The following is a 20,800-nucleotide window of genomic DNA, read 5'->3' on the forward strand; positions in this document are numbered from 1 at the left end:
GTCGCCGGTAAGCCTGCGCCGATGCTGCCCAGCCGGACCAGACCCGATATCGTCAATATCCACGCGAGCTGCGTCGCCGCGGGCAGCCGCGGCATTTTGTTGCTTGGCGTGTCGGGACAGGGCAAGTCCGACCTGGCGCTGCGGCTGATCGATCGCGGTGCGCGGCTGGTCGCCGACGATCGCTGCGACATCTGGTTCGAACGCGACCGTTTGTGGTGCCGCCCGCCCGCCGAGCTGGCGGGCAAGCTGGAAGTGCGCGGGCTGGGGATCGTCGAGAAGGCATGGGTCGCGCCGGTGCCGTTGGCAATCGCGGTGCGCCTTGCCGATCGGTATGAACGCATGCCCCCCGAACGCGCGGCCGAAAGGATTGCCGGGCACGACTTGCCGTCGGTCACGCTGTCGGCCTTCGAGGGTTCGGCGCCGATCAAGGTCATGCTGGCGCTCGACCGGCTGGCGAACGGGGCATGAAGGACGCAGCCGATCCGCGGCTGCTCTTGGTCACCGGCCTGTCGGGTGCGGGCAAATCGACCGTGCTCAAGGTGCTTGAGGATTTGGGCTGGGAAGTCGTCGACAATCTGCCGCTCGCGCTGCTCGAAACGCTGATCGACGCGCCGGTGAAGCGCAGCGAGGCTGGGCGTCCGCTGGCTGTCGGGATCGACAGCCGGAGCCGGGGGTTTCGTCCCGCATTGCTGGTGCAGCGGATCAAGGCGCTGCGCGAGATCGGCGGGCGCGACGTCCAGACGCTGTTCCTCGACTGCGCGGGGGCAGAGCTCGAACGCCGCTTTTCCGAAACGCGCCGCCGCCATCCGATGGCCGAGGATCGCCCCGCTGCCGACGGCATCGCGCGCGAGCGCGAGATGATGGAGCCGCTGCGCCGCTGGGCCGAGCATGTCATCGACACGACCAACTACAGCAGCAACGACTTGCAACAAGAAGTCCGCCAGCGCTTTGGCGATAGCAATCATGATGAGCCGGTGCTCAACATCCTGAGCTTTGGTTTCGCGCGCGGACTGCCGCGCAATGCCGACCTGGTGTTCGACATGCGTTATCTGCGCAACCCGCATTGGGACGCGAAATTGAAACCCGGCACCGGGCTCGATGCCGACGTCGCCGCCTATGTGATGGCCGATCCGGCCTATGAAAACAGCGTCGCCCAGATCGAAAAGCTGATCCTGACGTTGCTGCCGCGCTACCGCGTCGAGGGCAAAAGCTATGTGACGATAGCGTTCGGTTGCACCGGCGGCCGCCACCGCTCGGTCCATGTCGCCGCGCGTGTGGCCCAAAAGCTGCGCGCGTCCGGATATGAGCCAGTGCTCACCCACCGCAACCTTGACTCTGCCCCGCAAGATGGGCTTGAGGGCAAGCCCCCGCCTGCGCCTTCCGCAGCGACTGGAAAAACATAAGGGTCTCGCAGTTCATGCCCACCGATAAAGCCTTGCCGTTGCTGGGAATGGTCCTTGTCACCCACGGCCGTCTGGCCGAGGAGATGGTGCGTGCGATGGAGCATGTCGTCGGGCCGCAGCGCGCGATCGCGACCGTCTGCATCGGCCCCAACGACAATATGGAAATGCGCCGCAAGGAAATTGCTGACTCGATTCGCCAGGTCGATGAAGGCCGCGGCGTCGTCATGCTGACCGACCTGTTCGGCGGCACCCCGTCGAACCTGGCCATCAGCCTGCTCGAATCGGGGCGCACCGAAGTGATCGCCGGGGTCAATCTGCCGATGCTGATCCGGCTGGAAAGCGCGCGCAAGTCGATGGAACTGCGCGCCGCGGTGATCGCGGCGAAGGAAGCCGGGCAGAAATATATTTCGGTTGCCTCCGAAATGCTGGGGGTTGGTTCGTGACCGCGGTTTCGGAGACCGTCGAGATCACCAACCAGCGCGGCCTCCACGCGCGCGCCAGCGCCAAATTCGTCACCTTTGTCAGCCGCCTGCCCGAAACGGTGGCGGTCGAGGTCGAAAAGGGCGGATCGCGCGTCAACGGCACATCGATCATGGGCCTGATGATGCTGGGCGCCGCGAAAGGCGATACGATAACGATCCACACCAGCGGCGACGGCGCCGATGCCGCGCTGCTCAAGCTGGTCGGGCTGGTCAAGGACAGCTTCGGCGAGGATTGACCGGATGACCGGTCGCCGCTCCCAAATCGAAAGTCTCTCCAACCCGCTGATCAAGCGGATGCGCTTGTTGCGCGAGAAACGCCATCGCCGCGCCGAGGGACTGTTCCTGGCCGAAGGGCTGCGCATCGCGACCGAGGCGCGCGAGGCGGGGGTTCTGCCGTTGTGGCTGTTTCTCGGGCCGGAAGGCGACGCACATCCGCTCGCCGCGGCGCTGGTTGCCGACACGCTGTCCGCGGGCGGCGAAGCGATCGACACGACCCCCGCGATCCTCTCCAAATTGTCGGGCAAGGACAATGCCCAGACCGTTGTCGGCATCTACGCCGAACCCAAAACCACTCTCGCCGATCTCGACCGCAGCACCGCACCGATCTGGCTCGTTGCCGAGCGCCTGCGCGACCCCGGCAATCTCGGTACGATGCTGCGCACCGGCGATGCGGTCGGCGCGGGCGGGCTGATCCTGCTCGACGAGAGCACCGATCCCTATGCGGTCGAGGCGGTGCGCGCGAGCATGGGGGCAATCTTTACGCAAGCGCTGGTGCAGGCGCGCTGGGACGAGTTCCTGCCCTGGCTGCGGCAGGAGCCAGGGCAGCTCGTCGCGACGTGGCTCGGCGATGACACGCAGGATTATCAGGCGGTGCGCTATACGGCGCCGACCTTCATCCTCACCGGCAATGAATCGCAAGGAATGCCGCCCGCCTATGCTGCCGCCGCCGACGTGCGCGTGAAGATGCCCATGCTGGGCAAGGCCGACAGCCTGAACGCTGCGGTCGCGACTGCGGTGATGGCGTATGAGGTGCTGAACCAGCGACGACGCTGAACCGTGGACGGCATTTCTGTTCAGCCGCCCGCCAACATCATGCTATTATCAAAACCCTCTCTTCCTGTTCGCATCGAGCGACGTCGAGTTGCCTTTCGACCTTGCACGATGCCGACGGGTGTCTCGACTTCGCTCGACACGAACGGAGTAAAGGAGCTTGTGATGATCCGCATGTTGCCCCTGCTCACCCTTCCCGCGCTCGCCGCCTGCGCGCCCGCGACCCAATCGCCGCCGCAGAGCCCCGGCGGAGCTCCCGCCGCCGCCTATCTGGCGCTCGGCACCGAGCCGGGCTGGACGCTCGAGATCACCCCGGCGCGGCTCAACTATGACGGCGACTATGGCTCGACCAAGATCATGGTGCCGAACCCTGGCGCCAAACCGTCGCTGAACGGCCGCACCTATGTTACCGACCGGCTATCGGTGGTGATCAAGACCGCGCCGTGCAGCGACGGGATGAGCGATCGCCGCTTTGCCGATACGGTGCGCGTCGTTGCCGGCGGCAAGACGCTGCAAGGCTGCGGCGGCAAGATCCTGCCCCCCAACACGCTCGCCGGAACGAGCTGGATCTTTGTGTCGATCGGCGGGGTCGCGGTGGCGAAGGATCGGCCGACGTCTCTCCAGTTTGACGGCGCGCGGCTGAGCGGTAGCGCGGGGTGCAACCGCTTTTCGGGGGGTTATGCGGCCGCGGACGGCAATCTGACCGCGGGGCCGCTGATGGCAACCGAGATGGCCTGTCCCGGTCCGGGCATGACGCAGGAAGCGACGTTCTTCCTATTGATGGCGGCGCCGGTCAGCCTGACTTTTACCGATGACGGGTCGCTGATCTTGACCGGGAGCGAAGGGCGGACGGCGGTCTTGAAGCGGGTGATCTAAAGCCCGTCCATTTATTCTGTTCGTGGGTTCGGTTACTCACCCGCGTCGTTGACCGCCGCCGGCGCCGCCGCCAGCTTCGCGAGCGGGCGCGCCGCCTGTTCGACGACCGGCAGCACGGCAATTTCCTTGTCGCCCGTCTCGATATCGAGCGCCTCGAATCGCTTCGCCTGCGTCAGCACCTGCGATTCGAAGCTGCCGACAAAGGCGTTGTACGCGCCGGTCGCCTGGTCGAGATTGCGCCCGACCTTGGCGATGTGCGACCCCATCACCGACATGCGCGCGTACAGCTCCTTGCCGAGAGCGGCGATCTCGCGCGCCTGATTGGCGAGCTTTTCCTGCCGCCACACCGCCGCGACGGTTCGCGCTATTGCGATAAGGTTGGTCGGGGTCGCGAGCAGCACCTTGCGCTCGAACGCATAGTCCCACAGCGTCGGATCCTGATCGAGCGCCGCGGCGAGGAAATGTTCGCCCGGCACAAACATCACGACAAAATCGGGGGTGTCGTCGAACTGGTTCCAATAGGCCTTGGCGCCCAGCGTGTTGACATGCGCCTTCATTGCCGTCGCGTGGGCGACGAGATGCAGCGCTTTCTCGCGCTCCTCGACCGCGCCGAACGCATCCTGATAGGCGTTGAGCGATACTTTGGCGTCAATCACCAAGCTCTGCCCGCCCGGCACCTTGACGACGACATCGGGGCGCAGTCGGCCGCCGTCGCCATCGGTCACGCTGACCTCGGTCTGGAAATCGGCATGTTCGGACAGGCCGCAGCTTTCGAGGACGTTCTTGAGCTGCTGCTCGCCCCAGCGCCCGCGCGCCTTGGGCGCGTTGCGCAGCGCGTTGACCAGCTTCGCCGCCTCGCTCGACACGCGTTCGGTGCCTTCGCGCATCGCCGCGATCTGGCCGTGGAGCAGGCCAAAAGCGTCGCGCCGCTCGGCCTCGACCTTGCCGACCGCTTCCTCATATTTCTGGAGCCGCTCGTGGACGGGCGACAGCAGCGCCTTCAGATTCTGTCCGGCGGTCGCTTCGCTTTCCTTGAAGCGTGCCTCGGCACGTTCGAGGAACGCCTTTTGCGCGCCGTCGAGCATCACCTGCCCGACTTCGCGGAACTGCGTCGTGAGCGCCGCCTGTGCATCCTTCAGTTGCGCGATCTGGGCGTCATGCGCGGCGTCGCGCGCGCGCTGTTCGCTGAGCAGCGAGGCGAGCTGGATGTCGGCTGCCTTGCGTGCCTCGGCCTCGGCGGTCAGGTCGGTGACCGCAACCTTGAACCGCTCGGACAACCCGTCGCGTTCAGCCTTGAGCGCGCCCGATTGGCGACCGGCGAAAAGCCAGCCGATCAGACTGCCGATGGCGAGGGCGACAAGGGCGATGAGAAGCGACATTCCATCCATCAGCGGAACATAGGACGAACGCCGCCCCGCTGGCTAGCCCGTAATTGCCCGCGCCGCCAATTGCCCGGTCAGAGCAAATCGCTCGAAACATCGAGTTCGCGCACCCGGCGTTTTTGCCGCGCCGCATCTACCAGCCGCCGCATCTCCTCGCGGCGCTCGGCGGCGCGCTCGATATAGGGCATGACCAGCGCGCCCTTGCGCGTCGTCTCGTCGCTCGAATCGATGCCGACCGTACCGATCCCAGCCCATTGGCTGATCATGGTGAAATCCATCCGCACGTCCTTGACGCGGTACAGCTCGATTTCGTCGATGCTTTTGACGAAAATGCCCTTGCGCAGGATCAGCCGGTCCTCGGTCAATTCATAGGTGACGTCGAGAAAGCGGATCCACTGGACGAGTATGATCAGGAAGCCGATGCCGACGAGGCACAGGAGCAAGGTCAGCCACCCGAGCAGCGTTCCGCGCAGCCAGCCCCAGGTCGAGGAACGAAAGCGGTCGAGGACTTCAGGCATGGGCGTCTCCTTCGTTCAGATGAGATAGATCACAACATAGCGCGCGACCAGCAGCGACAGGATCGCGATACTCCAGCGGCGATCCTTCACGACCATCGCGGCCGCCATCAGCGCCACGAGAACGAGGGTCATGATCCACGCGATCGGGCGCGCCAGACTTGCCGCCAGATCGGGGAGCGACAGATAGTAGCCCAGCTGCGCCACCAGCAGCACGAGCAACAACCCCAGCACGATCCGCCGGACGCGGAAATAATGGACGTCGAGATTGCCAAACCCTTCGGGATGCGAGGGAAAGACCAAGCGCGCCGCGAGGAAATACACGCTGGCAAAGGCGGCGACCGCCATCAGCGTGGTGGTCGACACCGCGATGCTGGTGCGCGCGACCCACGCCGCGCTCCAGAAGGACAGGAGGTCGAGCATCACAAAGATCGCGAGCAGCGGTGTCAGCCAGCCGATCGAAAACGTCTCGCGCTCCGCCTGCGCCGCAAAGCGCACCTCGAGCGCGCGGCCCAATCCGCCGAGCAGCTCGACCATCGAGAGGCCGAGCAGCAGGCTGTAAAGCACGAAGACGAATTCAAAATCGCTCATGCTGTGCCCCATTCCTCGGGCAATATTGCGCGATACGCCTCGACCCCCGGACCGCCGCCGACGACCATGCCCTGTGTCAGCAGCCAGTAGTGGCGGACGATCTCGGCCTGTTGCTCCAGTCCGTATCGTTCGAGCAGCCAGCCGGGCTTGAGGCTGTAGCTGTACGTCGCGAACGGGTGGCGCATCAGCACCAGATACCAGCGCCCACGCGTTTGCGCCTGCCAGACATGCGTCATTTCGTGGACGAACAGCCCTTGCAGCCGCTGCGACGCGGCGCTGAAATCGTCGCAATAGAGCTCGCCATGCGGGTTGAAATGCAGGCTGCCCATCGGCGCCATCACAACGCCGCGCGGCTGGAAGAATATCCATTTGTGATGGCAGATGCGGACGAGGTCATAAGCAATCGCGTCGCCGAACACGGTCCGGGCGAGCGCTATTTCGCCGCTGGTCAGGGGGCGCGAGGTGCGCGGCACCCGCGCTTACTTCTTGGCTGCGTCCGGCGCCGCCTTGTCTTCGCCATGCCCCATTGCGTCATGGTCCATCGCCGCTTCGCCACCCGCCGCGCCATCGGCCGGCTTGATCACCATGTCGAACAGGATGCGTTCATTGTTGTTGTTGGTGAACACAAACGCCATCGGCAGCTTGCCTGCACGTACCGCAGCGCCGTTGATGCCCCAGATCATTAGATGCTTGCCGCCCTGCTTGAACACCAGCTCGCCCTTGGCCGGGACAGCGGCGCGTGCCAGTGGCTTCATCGTCATCATGCCGTTTTCGCGCACGCTTTCGTGCATTTCGACCCGCTGCGCGAGGTCGGCGGTCACCGCGACCAGTTCGACCGGCTGCGGCCCGCCCTGAACCCGGAAATAGCCGACGGCGGGGCGATCAGGGGTGGCACCCATCACGATATGGCCGCTGACGACATTGAGCGGCTTGGCCGCGCCCAGCTTTTCCCCGCACGCCGTCATAGTGAGCGCGGTAGCGGCGAGGGCGGCAATGGCAAAAGGTTTCATTTCGGGAGGACTCCGTGACGGTGCATGATTTCGCATCCCCGATAAGCCTTCAAAGCCCTTGTGCCAAGGATTAGCGCACCTATATCGCGCCCAGAACCCCATGTCAGGCGTGCCTTTTCAGGGCGCCGCAGAAGCAACAAGGACGAGTAACAAATGGCAAAAGTGATCGGGATCGACCTCGGCACCACCAACAGCTGTGTCGCGGTGATGGAAGGCGGCAAGCCCAAGGTTATCGAAAATGTCGAAGGCACGCGGACGACGCCGTCGATCGTGGCCTTTGCCAAGGATGGCGAACGCCTGATCGGCCAGCCGGCCAAGCGCCAGGCGGTCACCAACCCCGAAAACACCGTGTTCGCAGTGAAGCGCCTGATCGGCCGCCGCTTCGACGATCCGATCACCAAGAAGGACACCGAGCTCGTCCCTTACACGATCGTCAAGGGCACCAACGGCGACGCGTGGGTCAAGGCAGGCGGCGAGGATTATTCGCCTTCGCAGATTTCCGCCTTCATCCTGCAGAAGATGAAGGAAACCGCCGAGAGCTATCTGGGCGAAACCGTGACGCAGGCGGTGATCACTGTTCCCGCCTACTTCAACGACGCGCAGCGGCAGGCGACCAAGGATGCCGGCAAGATCGCCGGCCTTGAAGTCCTGCGCATCATCAACGAGCCGACCGCGGCAGCGCTCGCCTACGGCCTCGACAAGACCGAGAACAAAACGATCGCGGTCTATGACCTCGGCGGCGGCACCTTCGACATCTCGATCCTCGAGGTGGGTGATGGCGTGTTCGAAGTGAAGTCGACCAACGGCGACACCTTCCTGGGCGGCGAAGATTTCGACAGCAAGGTCGTCGAATTCCTCGCCGATACCTTCAAGAAAGACGAAGGCATTGACCTGCGCGGCGACAAGCTCGCGCTCCAGCGCCTGAAGGAAGCCGCCGAAAAGGCGAAGATCGAGCTGTCGTCGGCGGCAACGACCGAGGTCAACCTGCCCTTCATCACCGCCGACGCCAACGGGCCGAAGCATCTGGTCAAGACGATCACGCGCGCCGACCTCGAAAAGCTGGTCGAAGAGCTGGTCAAGCGCACGCTGGAACCCTGCAAGAAGGCGATCAAGGACGCCGGCATTTCGGCGAGCGCGATCGACGAAGTGGTGCTCGTCGGCGGCATGACCCGCATGCCGCGGGTGCGCGAAGTCGTGAAGGACTTCTTTGGCAAGGAACCACACACCGGCGTGAACCCCGATGAAGTCGTCGCAATCGGCGCCGCGATCCAGGCCGGCGTGCTGCAGGGCGACGTCAAGGACGTGCTGCTGCTCGACGTGACCCCGCTGTCGTTGGGTATCGAGACGCTGGGCGGCATCATGACCAAGATGATCGACCGCAACACGACGATCCCGACTAAAAAGTCGCAGGTCTATTCGACCGCTGACGACAACCAGTCGGCGGTGACGATCCGCGTGTTCCAAGGCGAGCGCGAAATGGCGCAGGACAACAAGATGCTCGGCCAGTTCGACCTGGTCGGCATTCCCCCCGCCCCGCGCGGCGTGCCGCAGATCGAAGTGACCTTCGACATCGACGCCAATGGCATCGTGTCGGTTCACGCCAAGGACAAGGGCACCGGCAAGGAACAGCAGATCAAGATCCAGGCCAGCGGCGGCCTCAGTGACGCGGACATCGACCAGATGGTCAAGGACGCCGAGCAGTTCGCCGAAGAGGACAAGGTGCGCCGCGAAGCTGCCGAAGCGAAGAACAACGCCGAAAGCCTGATCCACTCGACCGAACGCCAGCTCGTCGAGCATGGCGACAAGGTTGACGCTGCGCTGAAGGCCGAAATCGAAGCGGCGGTGGCCGAAGCCAAGACCGCGGTCGAAGGCGGCGACAGCGCCGCGATGACCGAAAAGAGCCAGGCACTTGCGCAGGTCGCGATGAAGCTGGGCCAGGCGATTTACGAGAAGGAACAGCAGGCCGCCGCGTCCCCCGGCGCCGACGATGCTGGCGAGGCAAAGACCGACGAAGATGTCGTCGATGCCGAATTCTCCGAAGTCGAAGACGACAAGAAATAAGCGTTAGGGCATGCCCTTCGAGACGCCATTTCGACAAGCTCAATGGCTCCTCAGGGCGAACGGTGTATCTTTATCCGTTCGCCCTGAGGAGGGACTGAGCGAAGTCCAAGGCCCGTCTCGAAGGGCTGCACCCTCAGGGGCATGAGCCGACCATGAGTCTCGACATCGACTATTACGAACTGCTCGAATGCGATCGCACCGCCGACGAAGCAACGCTGAAGACCAGCTACCGCAAGCTGGCCATGAAATTTCACCCCGACAAGAATCCAGGGTGCAAAGACAGCGAAGCCCGATTCAAGGCGATCAGCGAAGCCTATGACTGCCTGCGTGATCCTCAAAAGCGCGCCGCCTATGACCGGTTCGGCAAGGATGGCGTGCGCGGCGGCGGGCCGGGGGCCGGGGGCGATTTCGGCGACATTGGCGATATTTTCGAATCGATCTTCGGCTCGGCGTTCGGCGGCGGGCGGCAGCAACGCGGTCCCGCGCGCGGCGCTGACCTGCGCTACGACATGGAAATCCGGCTGGAGGATGCCTTCACCGGGATCACCCGCGAGATCCAGGTCGATGTCGCGGCGCGCTGCGACGCGTGCGACGGATCAGGCGCCAAGCCCGGCACCCAGACCAGCCGCTGCGCGACCTGCGCCGGTCACGGCAAGGTCCGCGCGCAACAGGGTTTCTTCATGGTCGAGCGCACCTGCCCGACCTGTCAGGGCGCGGGCGAGGTCATCGCCGACCCTTGCAACTCATGCCATGGCGAAGGCCGCGTCGACCGGCGCAAGACGCTGACCGTCAACATCCCCGCAGGGGTCGACGAAGGCACCCGCATCCGCCTGTCAGGCGAAGGGGAGAGCGGCGCGCGCGGCGCGGCGCCGGGCGACCTTTATATTTTCCTGCACATGGCGCGGCACAAGGTGTTCGAGCGCGAAGGCACCACGCTCTTCACCCGCGCGCCGATCAGCTTCACCACGGCGGCCTTGGGGGGCGAGATCAGCATTCCCGGCCTCGACGGTGCCAAGCACGACATCAACATTCCCGCGGGCATCCAGTCGGGCAAGCAATTGCGCCAGCGCGGCGCCGGGATGCCGGTGCTCAATGGCCGCGGCCATGGCGATCTGGTCGTGCAGGTCGATGTGGAAACCCCCACGAAGCTCAGCGCCCGCCAAAAGGAATTGCTCGCCGAATTTCGCGAGACCGAGACCGGCGACGAATGCCCGGCGAGCCAGGGCTTTTTCGGGCGAATCAAGGATATGTGGGACGATTTACGGGATTAGGTAGCTCGTCGCTCCCTTAACGCTGCGAGGAGCGAAGCGACGCGGCAATCCAGAGTAGGCGTAAACCGCTCTGGTTTGCTTCGCTCCGCTCGCAATGACGGGATACGCTACCCAATCTCTCCCCTCAACTCCGCGATCAACCCCGCAACCTTCGGCAGCCGCCCCTCCTCCTCATCTAGTATCGCGTGAAACGCACGGCGCTTGATTGCCTTCAACTCTTCCGCCGACAACCCCTTGTCGCCGCCTACACTGCTCGCGACGATGTCGATCAGCCGGTCGGCGCCGTGCAGGCGGCCCCACAGATAGTCATTCTCGCGGTAGGCACGGCTGAAGAAAGCCCCGAAGCTGTTGAACTCGATGCCCTTGAGCATCGCCGCGGCGCCGCCGGTACGGATCGCGGTCGCATCGGATGGCGAGATGCGGTCGATCTTGATCGGGTCATATTCGTCGAACCCCTCGCCCTGCAGCAAAGGCAAGGTCGCGATATCGTAAAAGGGGTAGCCAAGATAGGCGAGCAGCAGCGTCCGCCGATCATCCTTCGGCATCGCCGCCAGCGCGGCGGCGATCAGCGTATCGGCTTGGCCGTCGATCGCGGTCAGGTCGCGCCGCGCCGCGACCGCGTCGATCCAGTCGCCTGGCCCCGCGTCGGCGGGCAGGTCGAGACCCGCGAGCCACGCATCGCCCTGCCGATCGAGATAGAGCCCGAGCGCAGTAAAGATCGCCTCGCGCATATCCTCGCACACCGGATCGCGGCCATCGCGCGTCGCCTCGACCGAGGTATCGAGTTCGCGCGCCAGGAAGCGCAGGCGGCGGATGCGGAAACCGAGGTCATGGGTGCGGAAAAAGGCGATGGCATCGCCGCTTGCCCCCGCGCCCTTCTTGCCCGAGATCCGGTCGAGCCCGCGCGCCCGCGCCTCGTCCCATAAGGCCAGCCGCCGGTTCGCCTGATGCACCGCGCCCTCGGGCGGGAGCAGCCGGTCGATCAGGGAGGCCAGTTCCTCGATAACCGCCGACAGCTTGAGATGGCCATAAGGCGCATAGGCAAAGCCCGCGCGCGCCGCAGCCTGATCCTGCGCTTTCGCCCGCCATTTTTCGAGCCGTGCCACCGTCGGCGTATCGAGAAAGAAGGTGCTGCCGAACAGCGCCGCGACCTGTTCCTCGACCTCGACCTTCATCGCGTCGACGATATGCTGCATGCGGCGGATGCGGCGCGACATGCCTTCGATCGCTTCGACATTCTCGCGGATCGGCTGTTCGCGAGGGATTTCGGAGAGCGCGCCGAGGATCGTCGGCAGGAAACCCGGCAGCCGTGCCTCTTCGGTCGCTGCGGGCTTGCCGAAGCTGATCGAGCGATAATCGGGCTTGGGGTCGATATAGACGAAACGCCGATCGATCTCGCGCCGCGCCGGGCGCTGTTTCAGCGCCGCGATGGCGGGACGGAAGGGCGCATTAGCGAGCACCGAGCCGTCGATCAGCACCCGGTCGGCAGGATCGCCCTCGGCCGTCGCGGGTAGCTGGGTGCGGATGAAGGTATCGCGGCCCGGCCAGTCAATCTCCCGCTTGGCCAGCACCCTGTCGAGCTCGCGCAGCGTGAAGGGCGGAAAGGCACCTGGAAAGCTGGCGGTCGCGCGCGCCGCGGCGGTCAGTCCAGGCACATCATCAAGCCGCGCGCCGGTGCGGCTGTCCTCGCGAAAGTGCAGCATCAGCCGATGTTCGTCCTCCGTTACCCGCGCCGGGCTGTTGAGCGCCAACGGCACGCTGTGCCCGGCAAAATCGGTGACCGACACGAACAGGTCGACCGGCTGGCCATCGGGCACCAGCACCGGCCCGCGCGGGCCCTGCTCCATCGCGTCGAAGGCATCGAGCAGCAGGTTCGCAAAGGTCTCGCCGCCGAACGGTGGCTCAAACCAGCGCGCGCGCACGAAGCGCGACAGCTTCGCGCGCACCTCGTCCTGCGCGCCATGCCCGACGGTGCGGTCGATGACATTGCCGCGCTTTTTCATCATCCAGCCAGCGATCGGCACCGCCCAGAATTTGGTCGCCGCCGACAGCGGCCGCGCGTCGGGGTCGATCAGCTTGTCGACGTCGGCGCTGTCCAGCCACAGGTCGGTGAGCGGGTCGAGCGACTGCCCGTTCGCGAGCGCGCGCGCGAGAAAAATGCCGTTGATCCCGCCCGCGCTCGCCCCCGCGACGATGTCGGCAAGGACGCGCAGCCGGACATTGCTGCGCGCGGCGATAGCGGTCAGCAGTTCGCCATAGACCGCGCCCGAGCCTTGTTGGGGGGCGCCGTCATGAAAGGCCCGCGACGCCGCGGCGAGGCGCCACACTTCCTTGGTGATGCCGTGCATATAGACGGCGAGGCTGATTCCGCCGTAGCAAATCAGGGCGAAGCGCAGTTCCTTTTCCCGCATGCGAGCGGTGATAGCGCGGTTTGGGGTGCGACGTCACCCTCTCCGCCGAGAAGTCTGGCTGGAAGTAAAAGCGTCGCCCTCAATTTCCGTTCGTGTCGAGCGAAGTGGATAAGCTTCGTCAACCGATACGGCTAGCGCCCAGCTTTGGCACGAAAGCTCTTGCATATGCAAATCGCTCGCATTAGCGGCGCTCCGAACAGGAGTTAAGAATGATTCGCAAATTGCTCGTCGCTACGCTGGCTTCCACCGCGCTGTCCGCCCCCGCCTTTGCGCAGGAAGGCGCCGATTACGCCACCACCGGCGAGAGCACGATCATCGTCACTGCGGCGCGCACCATCTTGCCGCCGAGCGCATTGCCGCTGACGATCGACATCATCGACAAGGATGCGCTCGACCAGCAGCTCGCGATTTCCGGATCGGTCACCGACGCGGTGGCGACGCTTTCCCCCAGCTTTTCGCCGACGCGCCAGAAGCTTTCGGGCGCGGGCGAGACGCTGCGCGGGCGTTCGCCGCTTTATGCGATCAACGGCATCGCGCAATCGACCCCGCTGCGCGACGGCAGCCGCGACGGCTTCACCATCGACGGCTTTTTCGTCGACCGCGTCGAGCTGATCTTCGGGTCGAACGCACTGCAGGGGATCGGCGGCACCGGCGGCATCGTCAACCAGGTCACGGTTGGCGCACCGACCCAGGAAGGCATCAGCGGGCGGACGTTGCTGCAGGGTACCGCCGACAATGATTTCTCCAAGGCGGGTATGGGCGGCAAGCTCGCGGGGCTGGTCCAGTATAAGGCGGGGCGCTTCGACGCCTCGGTCGGCGCAACCTACGAACTGCGCGGCATTTTTCGCGATGGTGAGGGACGCCCGGTCGGGATCAACCTGACGCAGGGCGAGACCATGGATTCAAAAACGCTCTCGCTGTTCGGGCGCTTCGGCTATGAAGTGACCGACACGATGCGGCTCGACCTGATCGCCAGCCGCTTCGAACTGGAAGGCGACGGCAATTACGAGGTCGTCTCGGGCAGCCGTGCGACCGGGCTGCCGACCAGCCAGCGCCGCGGCACCCCGCCGGGCATCCCCGCGACAGGCCGCACCGAAAGCATTGCGCTGTCGCTGACCGACCCCGATTTGGGCGGCGGCAATCTGGTCAGCCAGATTTTCTGGAACCGCAGCCGCGATACCTTTGGCGGCGAACCCAACCCGATCGCGACCTTTCAGGACGCCTCGATCGCGCCCGTCGGCACGCTGTTCGACCAGTCGCAAAATCGCAGCCGCAAGATCGGCGGCAAGCTTAGCTACGAACGCGAAATGCCGGGGTTCGAGGCGCTGACGCTGATCGCCGGCTTCGATGCGCTGTGGGACACGACCGAACAACGGCTGATCGCGACTGATCGCGCCTGGGTGCCGCCGACCGATTTCCGCAGCCTCGCGCCGTTCGGGCAGGCGAACCTGAAATTGTTCGATGGCCTCGTCCGTCTTGCCGGCGGCGCGCGCTACGAAAATGTGAAGATCACTATCGACGATTATACGACGCTCGCCTCGTCGGGCAGCACTTTTGTCGCGGGCGGCAGCCCGACCTTTGACGATATCCTGCTTAACGGCGGCGTCATCGTCGAGCCGATCAAGGGGATCCGCGCCTACGCCAGTTATGCCGAAGGCTACACCGTCCCCGACGTCGGCCGCATCACGCGCGCAGTGCGCACCCCCGGGGTCGATATCGACAATTTCCTCGACATCTCACCGATCATTTCCAACAATCGCGAACTGGGGTTCGAGGTCAAGCGCGGTCCGCTCGATGCCAGCGCCAGCTATTTCTGGTCGTCGAGCACCAAGGGACAATTGCTCATCGCCCGCCCCGACGGCATTTTCGACGTCGTGCGCCAGCGCGTCGAGATCGAGGGGCTGGAAATCAACCTGGCGGTCAAGATGCCGATCGACGGGCTGACGCTGTCGGCGGGCTACGCCCATATCGTCGGGCGCTTTGACGACGATGGTGATGGTGTGGTTGAAACCGACCTCGACGGCGCCAACATCTCGCCTGATCGCCTGAACCTTGCCGCATCCTATGTTAACGGGCCGCTATCGTCGCGCGTCCAGACGCAGTTTTATCTGTCGCGCAGCTTCGAAGGCCCGAACCGCGACCCGCGCAACGACTTCGGCGGTTATAATCTGACCGACGCGATCGTCCGCTACCAGACCGGCATCGGTGGCATCAGCCTGGCGGTGCAGAATCTGTTCGACAAACAGTATGTCAGCTACGCGAGCGACACCCAGCGCCCGACCGATAATTTCTTTAATTTCGCCGGCCGCGGACGGACGTTTACGCTCGGCTGGGATTCTCGCTTCTGATGATGCCGCTAAGCCAGCCATCAATAGAGGCGCGTGTTCCCGTGAAGGCGGGAACCCGTCACCGGTCGGCACGACATGGTGCCGACCGGAAATGGACCCCCGCCTTCGCGGGGGAACGGGCGGTTTATGATGCTACAATAGTACTGGCAAAGTGATGAAACTGCTCGACACGCTGCACCGCTGGGCCGGGGGTCTGATTGGCCTCGTGCTTGCGCTGCTCGGCCTGTCGGGCGCGATCCTCGTTCATAAGGAAGAGTGGATCGGCCTGCCACATGCGCGCGACGCGCAGGTCACCGATCTCGCGACCGTTGCGGCGACGACCGAAAAGCTGATGGCGATGCCCGGCGATCCGCAGGGAATCATCTATGCCAGCCAGCGTCTCGGGCTGCACCAGATGCGGTTCGACGAGGGCGCCGGGCTTTACGCCAGCCAGTCGGGCGAGGTCGTGGCGCGCTGGGCGAGCCAGTGGGAGCGCCCCGAAATCTGGCTGTTCGATTTCCACCACCATCTGTTCACCGGCGATGCGGGCGAATGGGTGATCGGGATCGCGGGCCTCGCCGGGCTGTTCTTTGTCATCTCGGGGGTGATCCTGTGGTGGCGCACCCGCAAGACCTTCAAACTGCGGCTGTGGCCGAAACGGATGACCCGCCCGGCGATCGTCACGCAGCACCGCGACTTCGGCATCGTTGTCGCGCCGCTCCTGCTGCTGTCGGTCGTCACCGGGACGATGATGATCTTCCGACCCTTTGCTGCGATCGTCGTCGCGCCGTTCGCCCCGGTTGCGGAGACGGCCAAGGCGCTCGAGCCGCCGAAATATAGGGGTGGGCCGCTGGCCGCCGATCCTGACTGGACCGCAATGCTGAACACTGCCCGCGCGCGCTTTCCCGATGCCGAATTCCGCATCCTCAGCAAACCACGCCAGCCCGGCGACCCGATCAGCCTGCGGATGAAACAGCGCGGCGAATGGCTGCCCAACGGACGCTCCACTCTGTGGTTCGATGCCGAAACGGGCAAATTGCTCGGCGCGCGCGACGCGCTGACGATGCCTGCGGGGGCGCAGGCGTTCAACATGGCCTATCCGCTGCATGCCGGGAAAGTCGGCGGCCTGCCGTATCGCCTTTTGCTGACCGCGTCGGGATTGGCGCTGGCATTGCTCGGCAGCTTGACGATGTGGACCTTCTGGTTCCGGCGGCCAAATCCCGCAAAACGGTTCGCACGACCGTCGCTCGCGGCAACCTGACGGCATGATTTTAATGCTGATTTAACGGCGCTAACCCCCGATCAACATGGCGCCGTAATGCGCCGCCGCCGCACATGCCGGATCCTCTCTCGCGACAGGATTTTCCGCATGACCGCAACCACTGCAAAGAACGCCACCCTTGCTGCGCTGACCCTCGGCGCGCTCGGGATCGTCTATGGCGATATCGGTACCAGCCCGCTGTACGCGTTTCGCGAGGCGCTGACCCAGAACGGCAGCGACATCGGCGCGAGCGATATCATCGGCGTGCTGTCGCTGGCGCTGTGGGCGCTGATCATCGTCGTGACGCTGAAATATGTACTATTCCTGACGCGGGCCGACAATCATGGCGAGGGCGGCGTGCTGTCGCTGATGGCATTGGCGCACCGCGCGACCGACGGGCGCTGGCCAATCGTGTTGATCTTGGGGGCTATCGGCGCCGCGCTGTTCTTTGGTGATGCGATCATCACCCCCGCGCTGTCGGTGTTGTCGGCGGTCGAGGGGCTAAAAACCGTGCCGGGGGTCGGGCCGCTGATGACGCTGCCGGTCATTCTGGGACTGGCACTCGCCATCCTCGTCGCGCTGTTCGCGATCCAGTCGCGCGGGACCGCGCGCGTCGCCGGGCTGTTCGGCCCGGTCTGTGCCTTGTGGTTTGTGACACTCGCCGCGCTAGGGCTTTACCATATCGCCGGCGCGCCGCAGATCCTGCTCGCCTTCAACCCCTTTTATGCCGCGCAATATCTGGCCGGCCATGGCACCACCGGGCTGTTCGTGCTCGGCGCGGTGTTCCTGACGGTAACCGGAGCCGAGGCACTGATCGCCGACATGGGCCATTTCGGGCGAAAGCCGATCCAGCTTGGCTGGCTGGGCTTTGTCTGGCCGTCCCTCTCGCTGAATTATCTGGGCCAAGGAGCGCTGGCGCTCAAGACGTTGGCCACAGCAGAGGCGTCCGGACAGCCTTTCGTCAACGCCGACTGGTTCTTCATCATGGCGCCCGATGCCTTGCGCGCACCGCTCGTCATCCTGGCCACGCTGGCAACGATCATCGCGAGTCAGGCCGTCATCACCGGCGCCTTCTCGCTGGCGCAACAGGGGATCGCGCTCGGGCTGTTCCCACGCATGACGATCCGCCAGACGTCGGCCGACCAGCGCGGGCAAATCTATATGCCCGTAATCAACTGGCTGCTGCTCGCCGGGGTGCTGCTGCTCGTCTTCGGTTTCCAGAGCAGCAGCCGCATGGCCGCCGCTTATGGTATCGCAGTGACCGGCACGATGGTGGTGACGACGATGCTGGCCTTCATCGTCGCGTGGCGCGGCTGGAAATGGGAGCCGGTGTGGACTTCGCTGTTGTTCCTGCCCTTCGTTGCGATCGACCTGATCTTCTTTGGTGCCAATATCCTGCGGGTGATCGAGGGCGGCTGGGTACCGTTGCTGATCGGGGTGGCGATTATCGCGCTGATCGCAACATGGCGGCGCGGGCGCGCGGTGGCCCAGCGGCGCAGCGGCGAGCAGGGGATCGTCATGGCCGACCTCGCCCCCTCGCTCGCGAAGCGTCCGCCGCAGACGGTCGAAGGTACCGCCATCTATCTGACGCAGGACAATGACCATGCACCGTCGGCGCTGCTCCACAATCTCAAGCACAACAAGGTGCTGCACGCCCGGAACATCCTGTTGACCGTCACCACCGCATCCGATCCGCATGTACCGCCAACCGAGCGCCTGGAGCAGCTCCCGCTGACCGGCGGTTTCGTAGCGGCAAGGCTGACCTATGGCTATATGGACCGCATCGACGTGCCGAGCGACCTCGGCGCCGCGGGGTTGCTCGCGGGAACGGGCGGCGCGTCCTTCTTCGTCGGGCGCAACGCGATACGTGCCGCGACCCGGCCGGGGATGCCGCTGATCCCGCTCTTGATCTTTCGCTTCCTCCACCGCAACGCCGCCGATCCGACCGCCTTCTTCGGTATCCCGGCGAACCGCGTGGTGGAACTTGGGTCGCAAATCGAGCTATAGCGGGCCATGCGCGTCAGCTTTGCCGGATACATGATCGCCCTCATCGGGGTCGCGCTGGTCGCACTAGTCACCCATATGGCGCTCGCGCACCTGGGGCTTGCCTCGGCGGCGCTGCTGTTCCTGCTGCCGGTGCTCGCAGCGTCGGTCCGCTTCGGCACCGGTCCGGCGCTGGTCGCGGCGGCCAGCGGCGCGCTCGCCTTCAACTTTTTGTTGCTGCCGCCGCGTTTCACTTTTCGCATCGACGGGTTCGACCATGTCGTTTCGGTCGCCGTGTTCCTGGCCGTCGCGCTGGTGACGAGCCGGTTGGCCGCCGAGCTGCGCGCCCGCGAGGCCGAGGCCAATGCCCGCGCCGCGGCGAACGCCGAACAGGCCGAATTCGCCGCCCTGCTCTCCGGCGACACCCCCGACGTGCTGACGCGGGCGCTCGCGTGGATCACGGCGCGATACGGCGCCGCGCGGCTGATCGACCGCGACGCCATGCCCTCCGAGGATCCGGCGTTGTCCAGCCTTGACCTTTCGGCTGCGGGCTGGGCGCTGCAGGGGGCCGAAGCGGCAGGACATGGCAGCGACACCATGCCGGCGAGCGACTGGAGCTTTCTGCCCTTTGCGCCGGGGCATCCGGGCGGCAGCGGGATGCTCGCGGTAGCCCGACCGATGTCGGGCACGACACGAAGGCCGGAGGAAATGACCCAGCTACAAGCGCTGGCGCGACTGATCGGGCAGGCGCGCGACCGGCTGGCGCTGGCGGACGAACGCCAGAGCCGCGAGCGGCTGGAGGATCGCGATGCGTTGCGCCGGACGCTGCTCGCAGCAATGGCGCATGATTTTCGTACCCCGCTGACCGTGTTGACGGGGGAAGTGGCGGCGCTGGATGGAGATCTGGCGGCAAAGGATTGCGCGCTCGCCCAGGTTCACCGGCTTAGTGCGATGATGGACGATCTGGTCGGCGCGGCCCGAATCGAGGGCGGCGCGCTCGACCCGCAGATCGAAGCGGTCGACCTGGTCGATTGCATCGACGCCGCGTGCGCTCGGCTGGCGAGCGCCCTCGCTGCCCATCAGGTCGAACGGGCGCTGCCCGCCGACCTGCCGCTGGTTGCTGCCGATCCGGTGCTGCTGACCCACATCCTCGTCAACCTGATCGGCAATGCCGCGCGCCATGCCAGAACGCGGATCGCGATCTCGGCCACCACCGACAAGGGCCGGATCTCGCTGCACATCGACGACGATGGCCCCGGCATTGCCGACGATCTGCACCAGAGGATTTTCGACCGGTTCGCGCGCGGGGCGGGCAGCGACCGTGACGGCGGCACTGGGCTGGGTCTCGCCATCGTCAAGGGTTTTGCCGACGCAATGGCACTGGGCGTTGCAGCGCACCGCGCGCCAGAAGGCGGCGCGCGCTTCACGCTCTTCCTGCCCGAGCGGCAGGTCGTGACCGCATGACCCGCGTCCTGATCGTCGATGACGAGGCTGCCATCCTGCGGCTGGTCGCAGCAGTCCTCGATCGCGGTGGGTTCACCCCGGTCGCGGTCTCAAGCGCGCGGGCCGCGCTGGCCGAAGCCGATCGCGCCGCGCCCGACGCCGCCGTGATCGATCTCGGCCTGCCCGACATGGATGGTGTCGAGCTGGTCGCGGCGCTGCGCCAGCGGATGACCGGGCCACTGATCGTGCTGACCGCGCGCGAAGCGACCAGCGACAAGATCGCGGCGCTCGACCTGGGCGCCGACGATTATGTCACCAAGCCGTTCGAAGGCGACGAGCTGCTCGCGCGGCTGCGCGCGGCGCTGCGCCGCGCCGGGCGCGCGATCGCCGCCGACGGCGTGCTGCGTCACGGCGCGCTCGCAATCGACCCGGCGCGGCATGACTTGCGGCTGGGGGGTGAGCGGGTGACGCTGACCCCGCGCGAATTTGCGGTGATGGAGGCGCTGATCGCCGCGGGCGGCCGCCTTGTCACCCATGCCGACCTGCTGCGCCGCGTGTGGGGACCGGCACATGTCGGCGACAGCGATTATTTGCGCGTCGTCGTCCGGGCTTTGCGGCTGAAGCTGGAAGCCGATCCGTCGGCGCCGACCTTGATCCGCAACGAACCCGGCATCGGGTATCGGCTCGGCGAGGTTTAGCGCGCTTTCCTATTTTACCCGCCGCCCTATATCCTG

19 protein-coding genes are annotated in these 20,800 nt (G+C 65.3%); 13 read left to right on the forward strand and 6 right to left on the reverse strand.

Annotated elements, in window-relative coordinates; all coding sequences use genetic code 11:
* Window positions 1-21 precede the first annotated feature (21 nt).
* The 6 genes from CDQ92_RS17275 to CDQ92_RS17300 all read left to right on the forward strand — a co-directional run bounded on the left by CDQ92_RS17275 (window position 22) and on the right by CDQ92_RS17300 (window position 3,811).
* Window positions 22-468 (forward strand): HPr kinase/phosphorylase, encoded by a 447-nt coding sequence (locus CDQ92_RS17275; RefSeq protein WP_088442968.1) that lies wholly within the window; start codon window positions 22-24, stop codon window positions 466-468.
* Window positions 465-1,403 carry an RNase adapter RapZ gene (gene rapZ, locus CDQ92_RS17280; RefSeq protein WP_088442970.1) on the forward strand — a complete coding sequence of 313 codons (939 nt, stop codon included), beginning with the start codon at window positions 465-467 and terminating at the stop codon, window positions 1,401-1,403. Before CDQ92_RS17275 ends, rapZ begins: the two co-directional genes overlap by 4 nt.
* A gap of 38 nt (window positions 1,404-1,441) precedes the next feature.
* Window positions 1,442-1,846: a PTS sugar transporter subunit IIA gene (locus tag CDQ92_RS17285; protein WP_088443430.1), complete on the forward strand. Its 405-nt coding sequence runs from the start codon at window positions 1,442-1,444 to the stop codon at window positions 1,844-1,846.
* On the forward strand, window positions 1,843-2,121 hold the full coding sequence (locus CDQ92_RS17290) for an HPr family phosphocarrier protein (protein ID WP_088442972.1): 279 nt from the start codon (window positions 1,843-1,845) through the stop codon (window positions 2,119-2,121). Before CDQ92_RS17285 ends, CDQ92_RS17290 begins: the two co-directional genes overlap by 4 nt.
* A gap of 4 nt (window positions 2,122-2,125) precedes the next feature.
* Window positions 2,126-2,938: a TrmH family RNA methyltransferase gene (locus tag CDQ92_RS17295; RefSeq protein WP_088442974.1), complete on the forward strand. Its 813-nt coding sequence runs from the start codon at window positions 2,126-2,128 to the stop codon at window positions 2,936-2,938.
* Between the two features lie 162 nt (window positions 2,939-3,100).
* Window positions 3,101-3,811: an META domain-containing protein gene (locus CDQ92_RS17300; protein ID WP_088443432.1), complete on the forward strand. Its 711-nt coding sequence runs from the start codon at window positions 3,101-3,103 to the stop codon at window positions 3,809-3,811.
* A 32-nt stretch (window positions 3,812-3,843) separates the two neighbouring features.
* Here CDQ92_RS17300 and CDQ92_RS17305 read toward each other — a convergent pair whose 3' ends face one another.
* The 5 genes from CDQ92_RS17305 to CDQ92_RS17325 all read right to left on the reverse strand — a co-directional run bounded on the left by CDQ92_RS17305 (window position 3,844) and on the right by CDQ92_RS17325 (window position 7,309).
* Complete coding sequence (locus CDQ92_RS17305; protein WP_088442976.1) at window positions 3,844-5,199, reverse strand: DNA recombination protein RmuC; 1,356 nt, start codon at window positions 5,197-5,199, stop codon at window positions 3,844-3,846.
* Window positions 5,200-5,267: 68 nt separating this feature from the next.
* On the reverse strand, window positions 5,268-5,711 hold the full coding sequence (locus tag CDQ92_RS17310) for a PH domain-containing protein (protein WP_088442978.1): 444 nt from the start codon (window positions 5,709-5,711) through the stop codon (window positions 5,268-5,270).
* Between the two features lie 15 nt (window positions 5,712-5,726).
* Window positions 5,727-6,299 carry a hypothetical protein gene (locus tag CDQ92_RS17315; protein ID WP_088442980.1) on the reverse strand — a complete coding sequence of 191 codons (573 nt, stop codon included), beginning with the start codon at window positions 6,297-6,299 and terminating at the stop codon, window positions 5,727-5,729.
* Window positions 6,296-6,772: a vgr related protein gene (locus CDQ92_RS17320; RefSeq protein WP_088442982.1), complete on the reverse strand. Its 477-nt coding sequence runs from the start codon at window positions 6,770-6,772 to the stop codon at window positions 6,296-6,298. The genes CDQ92_RS17315 and CDQ92_RS17320 overlap by 4 nt, the downstream gene beginning before the upstream one ends.
* A gap of 6 nt (window positions 6,773-6,778) precedes the next feature.
* The gene (locus tag CDQ92_RS17325) at window positions 6,779-7,309 is read right to left on the reverse strand and encodes a copper chaperone PCu(A)C (RefSeq protein ID WP_088442984.1); all 531 of its coding nucleotides are present in this window, start codon (window positions 7,307-7,309) and stop codon (window positions 6,779-6,781) included.
* A 153-nt stretch (window positions 7,310-7,462) separates the two neighbouring features.
* On the opposite strand from CDQ92_RS17325, the gene dnaK reads away from it, so the two are divergent.
* Window positions 7,463-9,370, forward strand: a complete 1,908-nt coding sequence (gene dnaK / locus CDQ92_RS17330; protein ID WP_088442986.1) for a molecular chaperone DnaK — start codon at window positions 7,463-7,465, stop codon at window positions 9,368-9,370.
* A gap of 152 nt (window positions 9,371-9,522) precedes the next feature.
* A complete protein-coding gene (dnaJ, locus tag CDQ92_RS17335) occupies window positions 9,523-10,641 on the forward strand; it encodes a molecular chaperone DnaJ (RefSeq protein WP_088442988.1) in 1,119 nt (372 codons plus the stop codon).
* A gap of 107 nt (window positions 10,642-10,748) precedes the next feature.
* Here the strand turns inward: dnaJ and CDQ92_RS17340 are convergent, their stop codons facing one another.
* A complete protein-coding gene (locus CDQ92_RS17340) occupies window positions 10,749-13,052 on the reverse strand; it encodes a patatin-like protein (protein ID WP_088442990.1) in 2,304 nt (767 codons plus the stop codon).
* A 209-nt stretch (window positions 13,053-13,261) separates the two neighbouring features.
* On the opposite strand from CDQ92_RS17340, the gene CDQ92_RS17345 reads away from it, so the two are divergent.
* The 5 genes from CDQ92_RS17345 (at window position 13,262) to CDQ92_RS17365 (ending at window position 20,764) form a co-directional block, all read left to right on the forward strand.
* A complete protein-coding gene (locus CDQ92_RS17345; protein ID WP_088442992.1) occupies window positions 13,262-15,400 on the forward strand; it encodes a TonB-dependent receptor in 2,139 nt (712 codons plus the stop codon).
* A 154-nt stretch (window positions 15,401-15,554) separates the two neighbouring features.
* A complete protein-coding gene (locus CDQ92_RS17350; protein ID WP_088442994.1) occupies window positions 15,555-16,640 on the forward strand; it encodes a PepSY-associated TM helix domain-containing protein in 1,086 nt (361 codons plus the stop codon).
* A 108-nt stretch (window positions 16,641-16,748) separates the two neighbouring features.
* The gene (locus tag CDQ92_RS17355) at window positions 16,749-18,647 is read left to right on the forward strand and encodes a potassium transporter Kup (RefSeq protein WP_088442996.1); all 1,899 of its coding nucleotides are present in this window, start codon (window positions 16,749-16,751) and stop codon (window positions 18,645-18,647) included.
* Window positions 18,648-18,677: 30 nt separating this feature from the next.
* A complete protein-coding gene (locus tag CDQ92_RS17360) occupies window positions 18,678-20,087 on the forward strand; it encodes a DUF4118 domain-containing protein (protein WP_229667550.1) in 1,410 nt (469 codons plus the stop codon).
* Window positions 20,084-20,764: a response regulator gene (locus CDQ92_RS17365; protein ID WP_088443000.1), complete on the forward strand. Its 681-nt coding sequence runs from the start codon at window positions 20,084-20,086 to the stop codon at window positions 20,762-20,764. The genes CDQ92_RS17360 and CDQ92_RS17365 overlap by 4 nt, the downstream gene beginning before the upstream one ends.
* Window positions 20,765-20,800 lie beyond the last annotated feature (36 nt).

The sequence above is a fragment of the Sphingopyxis bauzanensis genome, from assembly GCF_002205675.1.
Classification (GTDB): domain Bacteria; phylum Pseudomonadota; class Alphaproteobacteria; order Sphingomonadales; family Sphingomonadaceae; genus Sphingopyxis; species Sphingopyxis bauzanensis.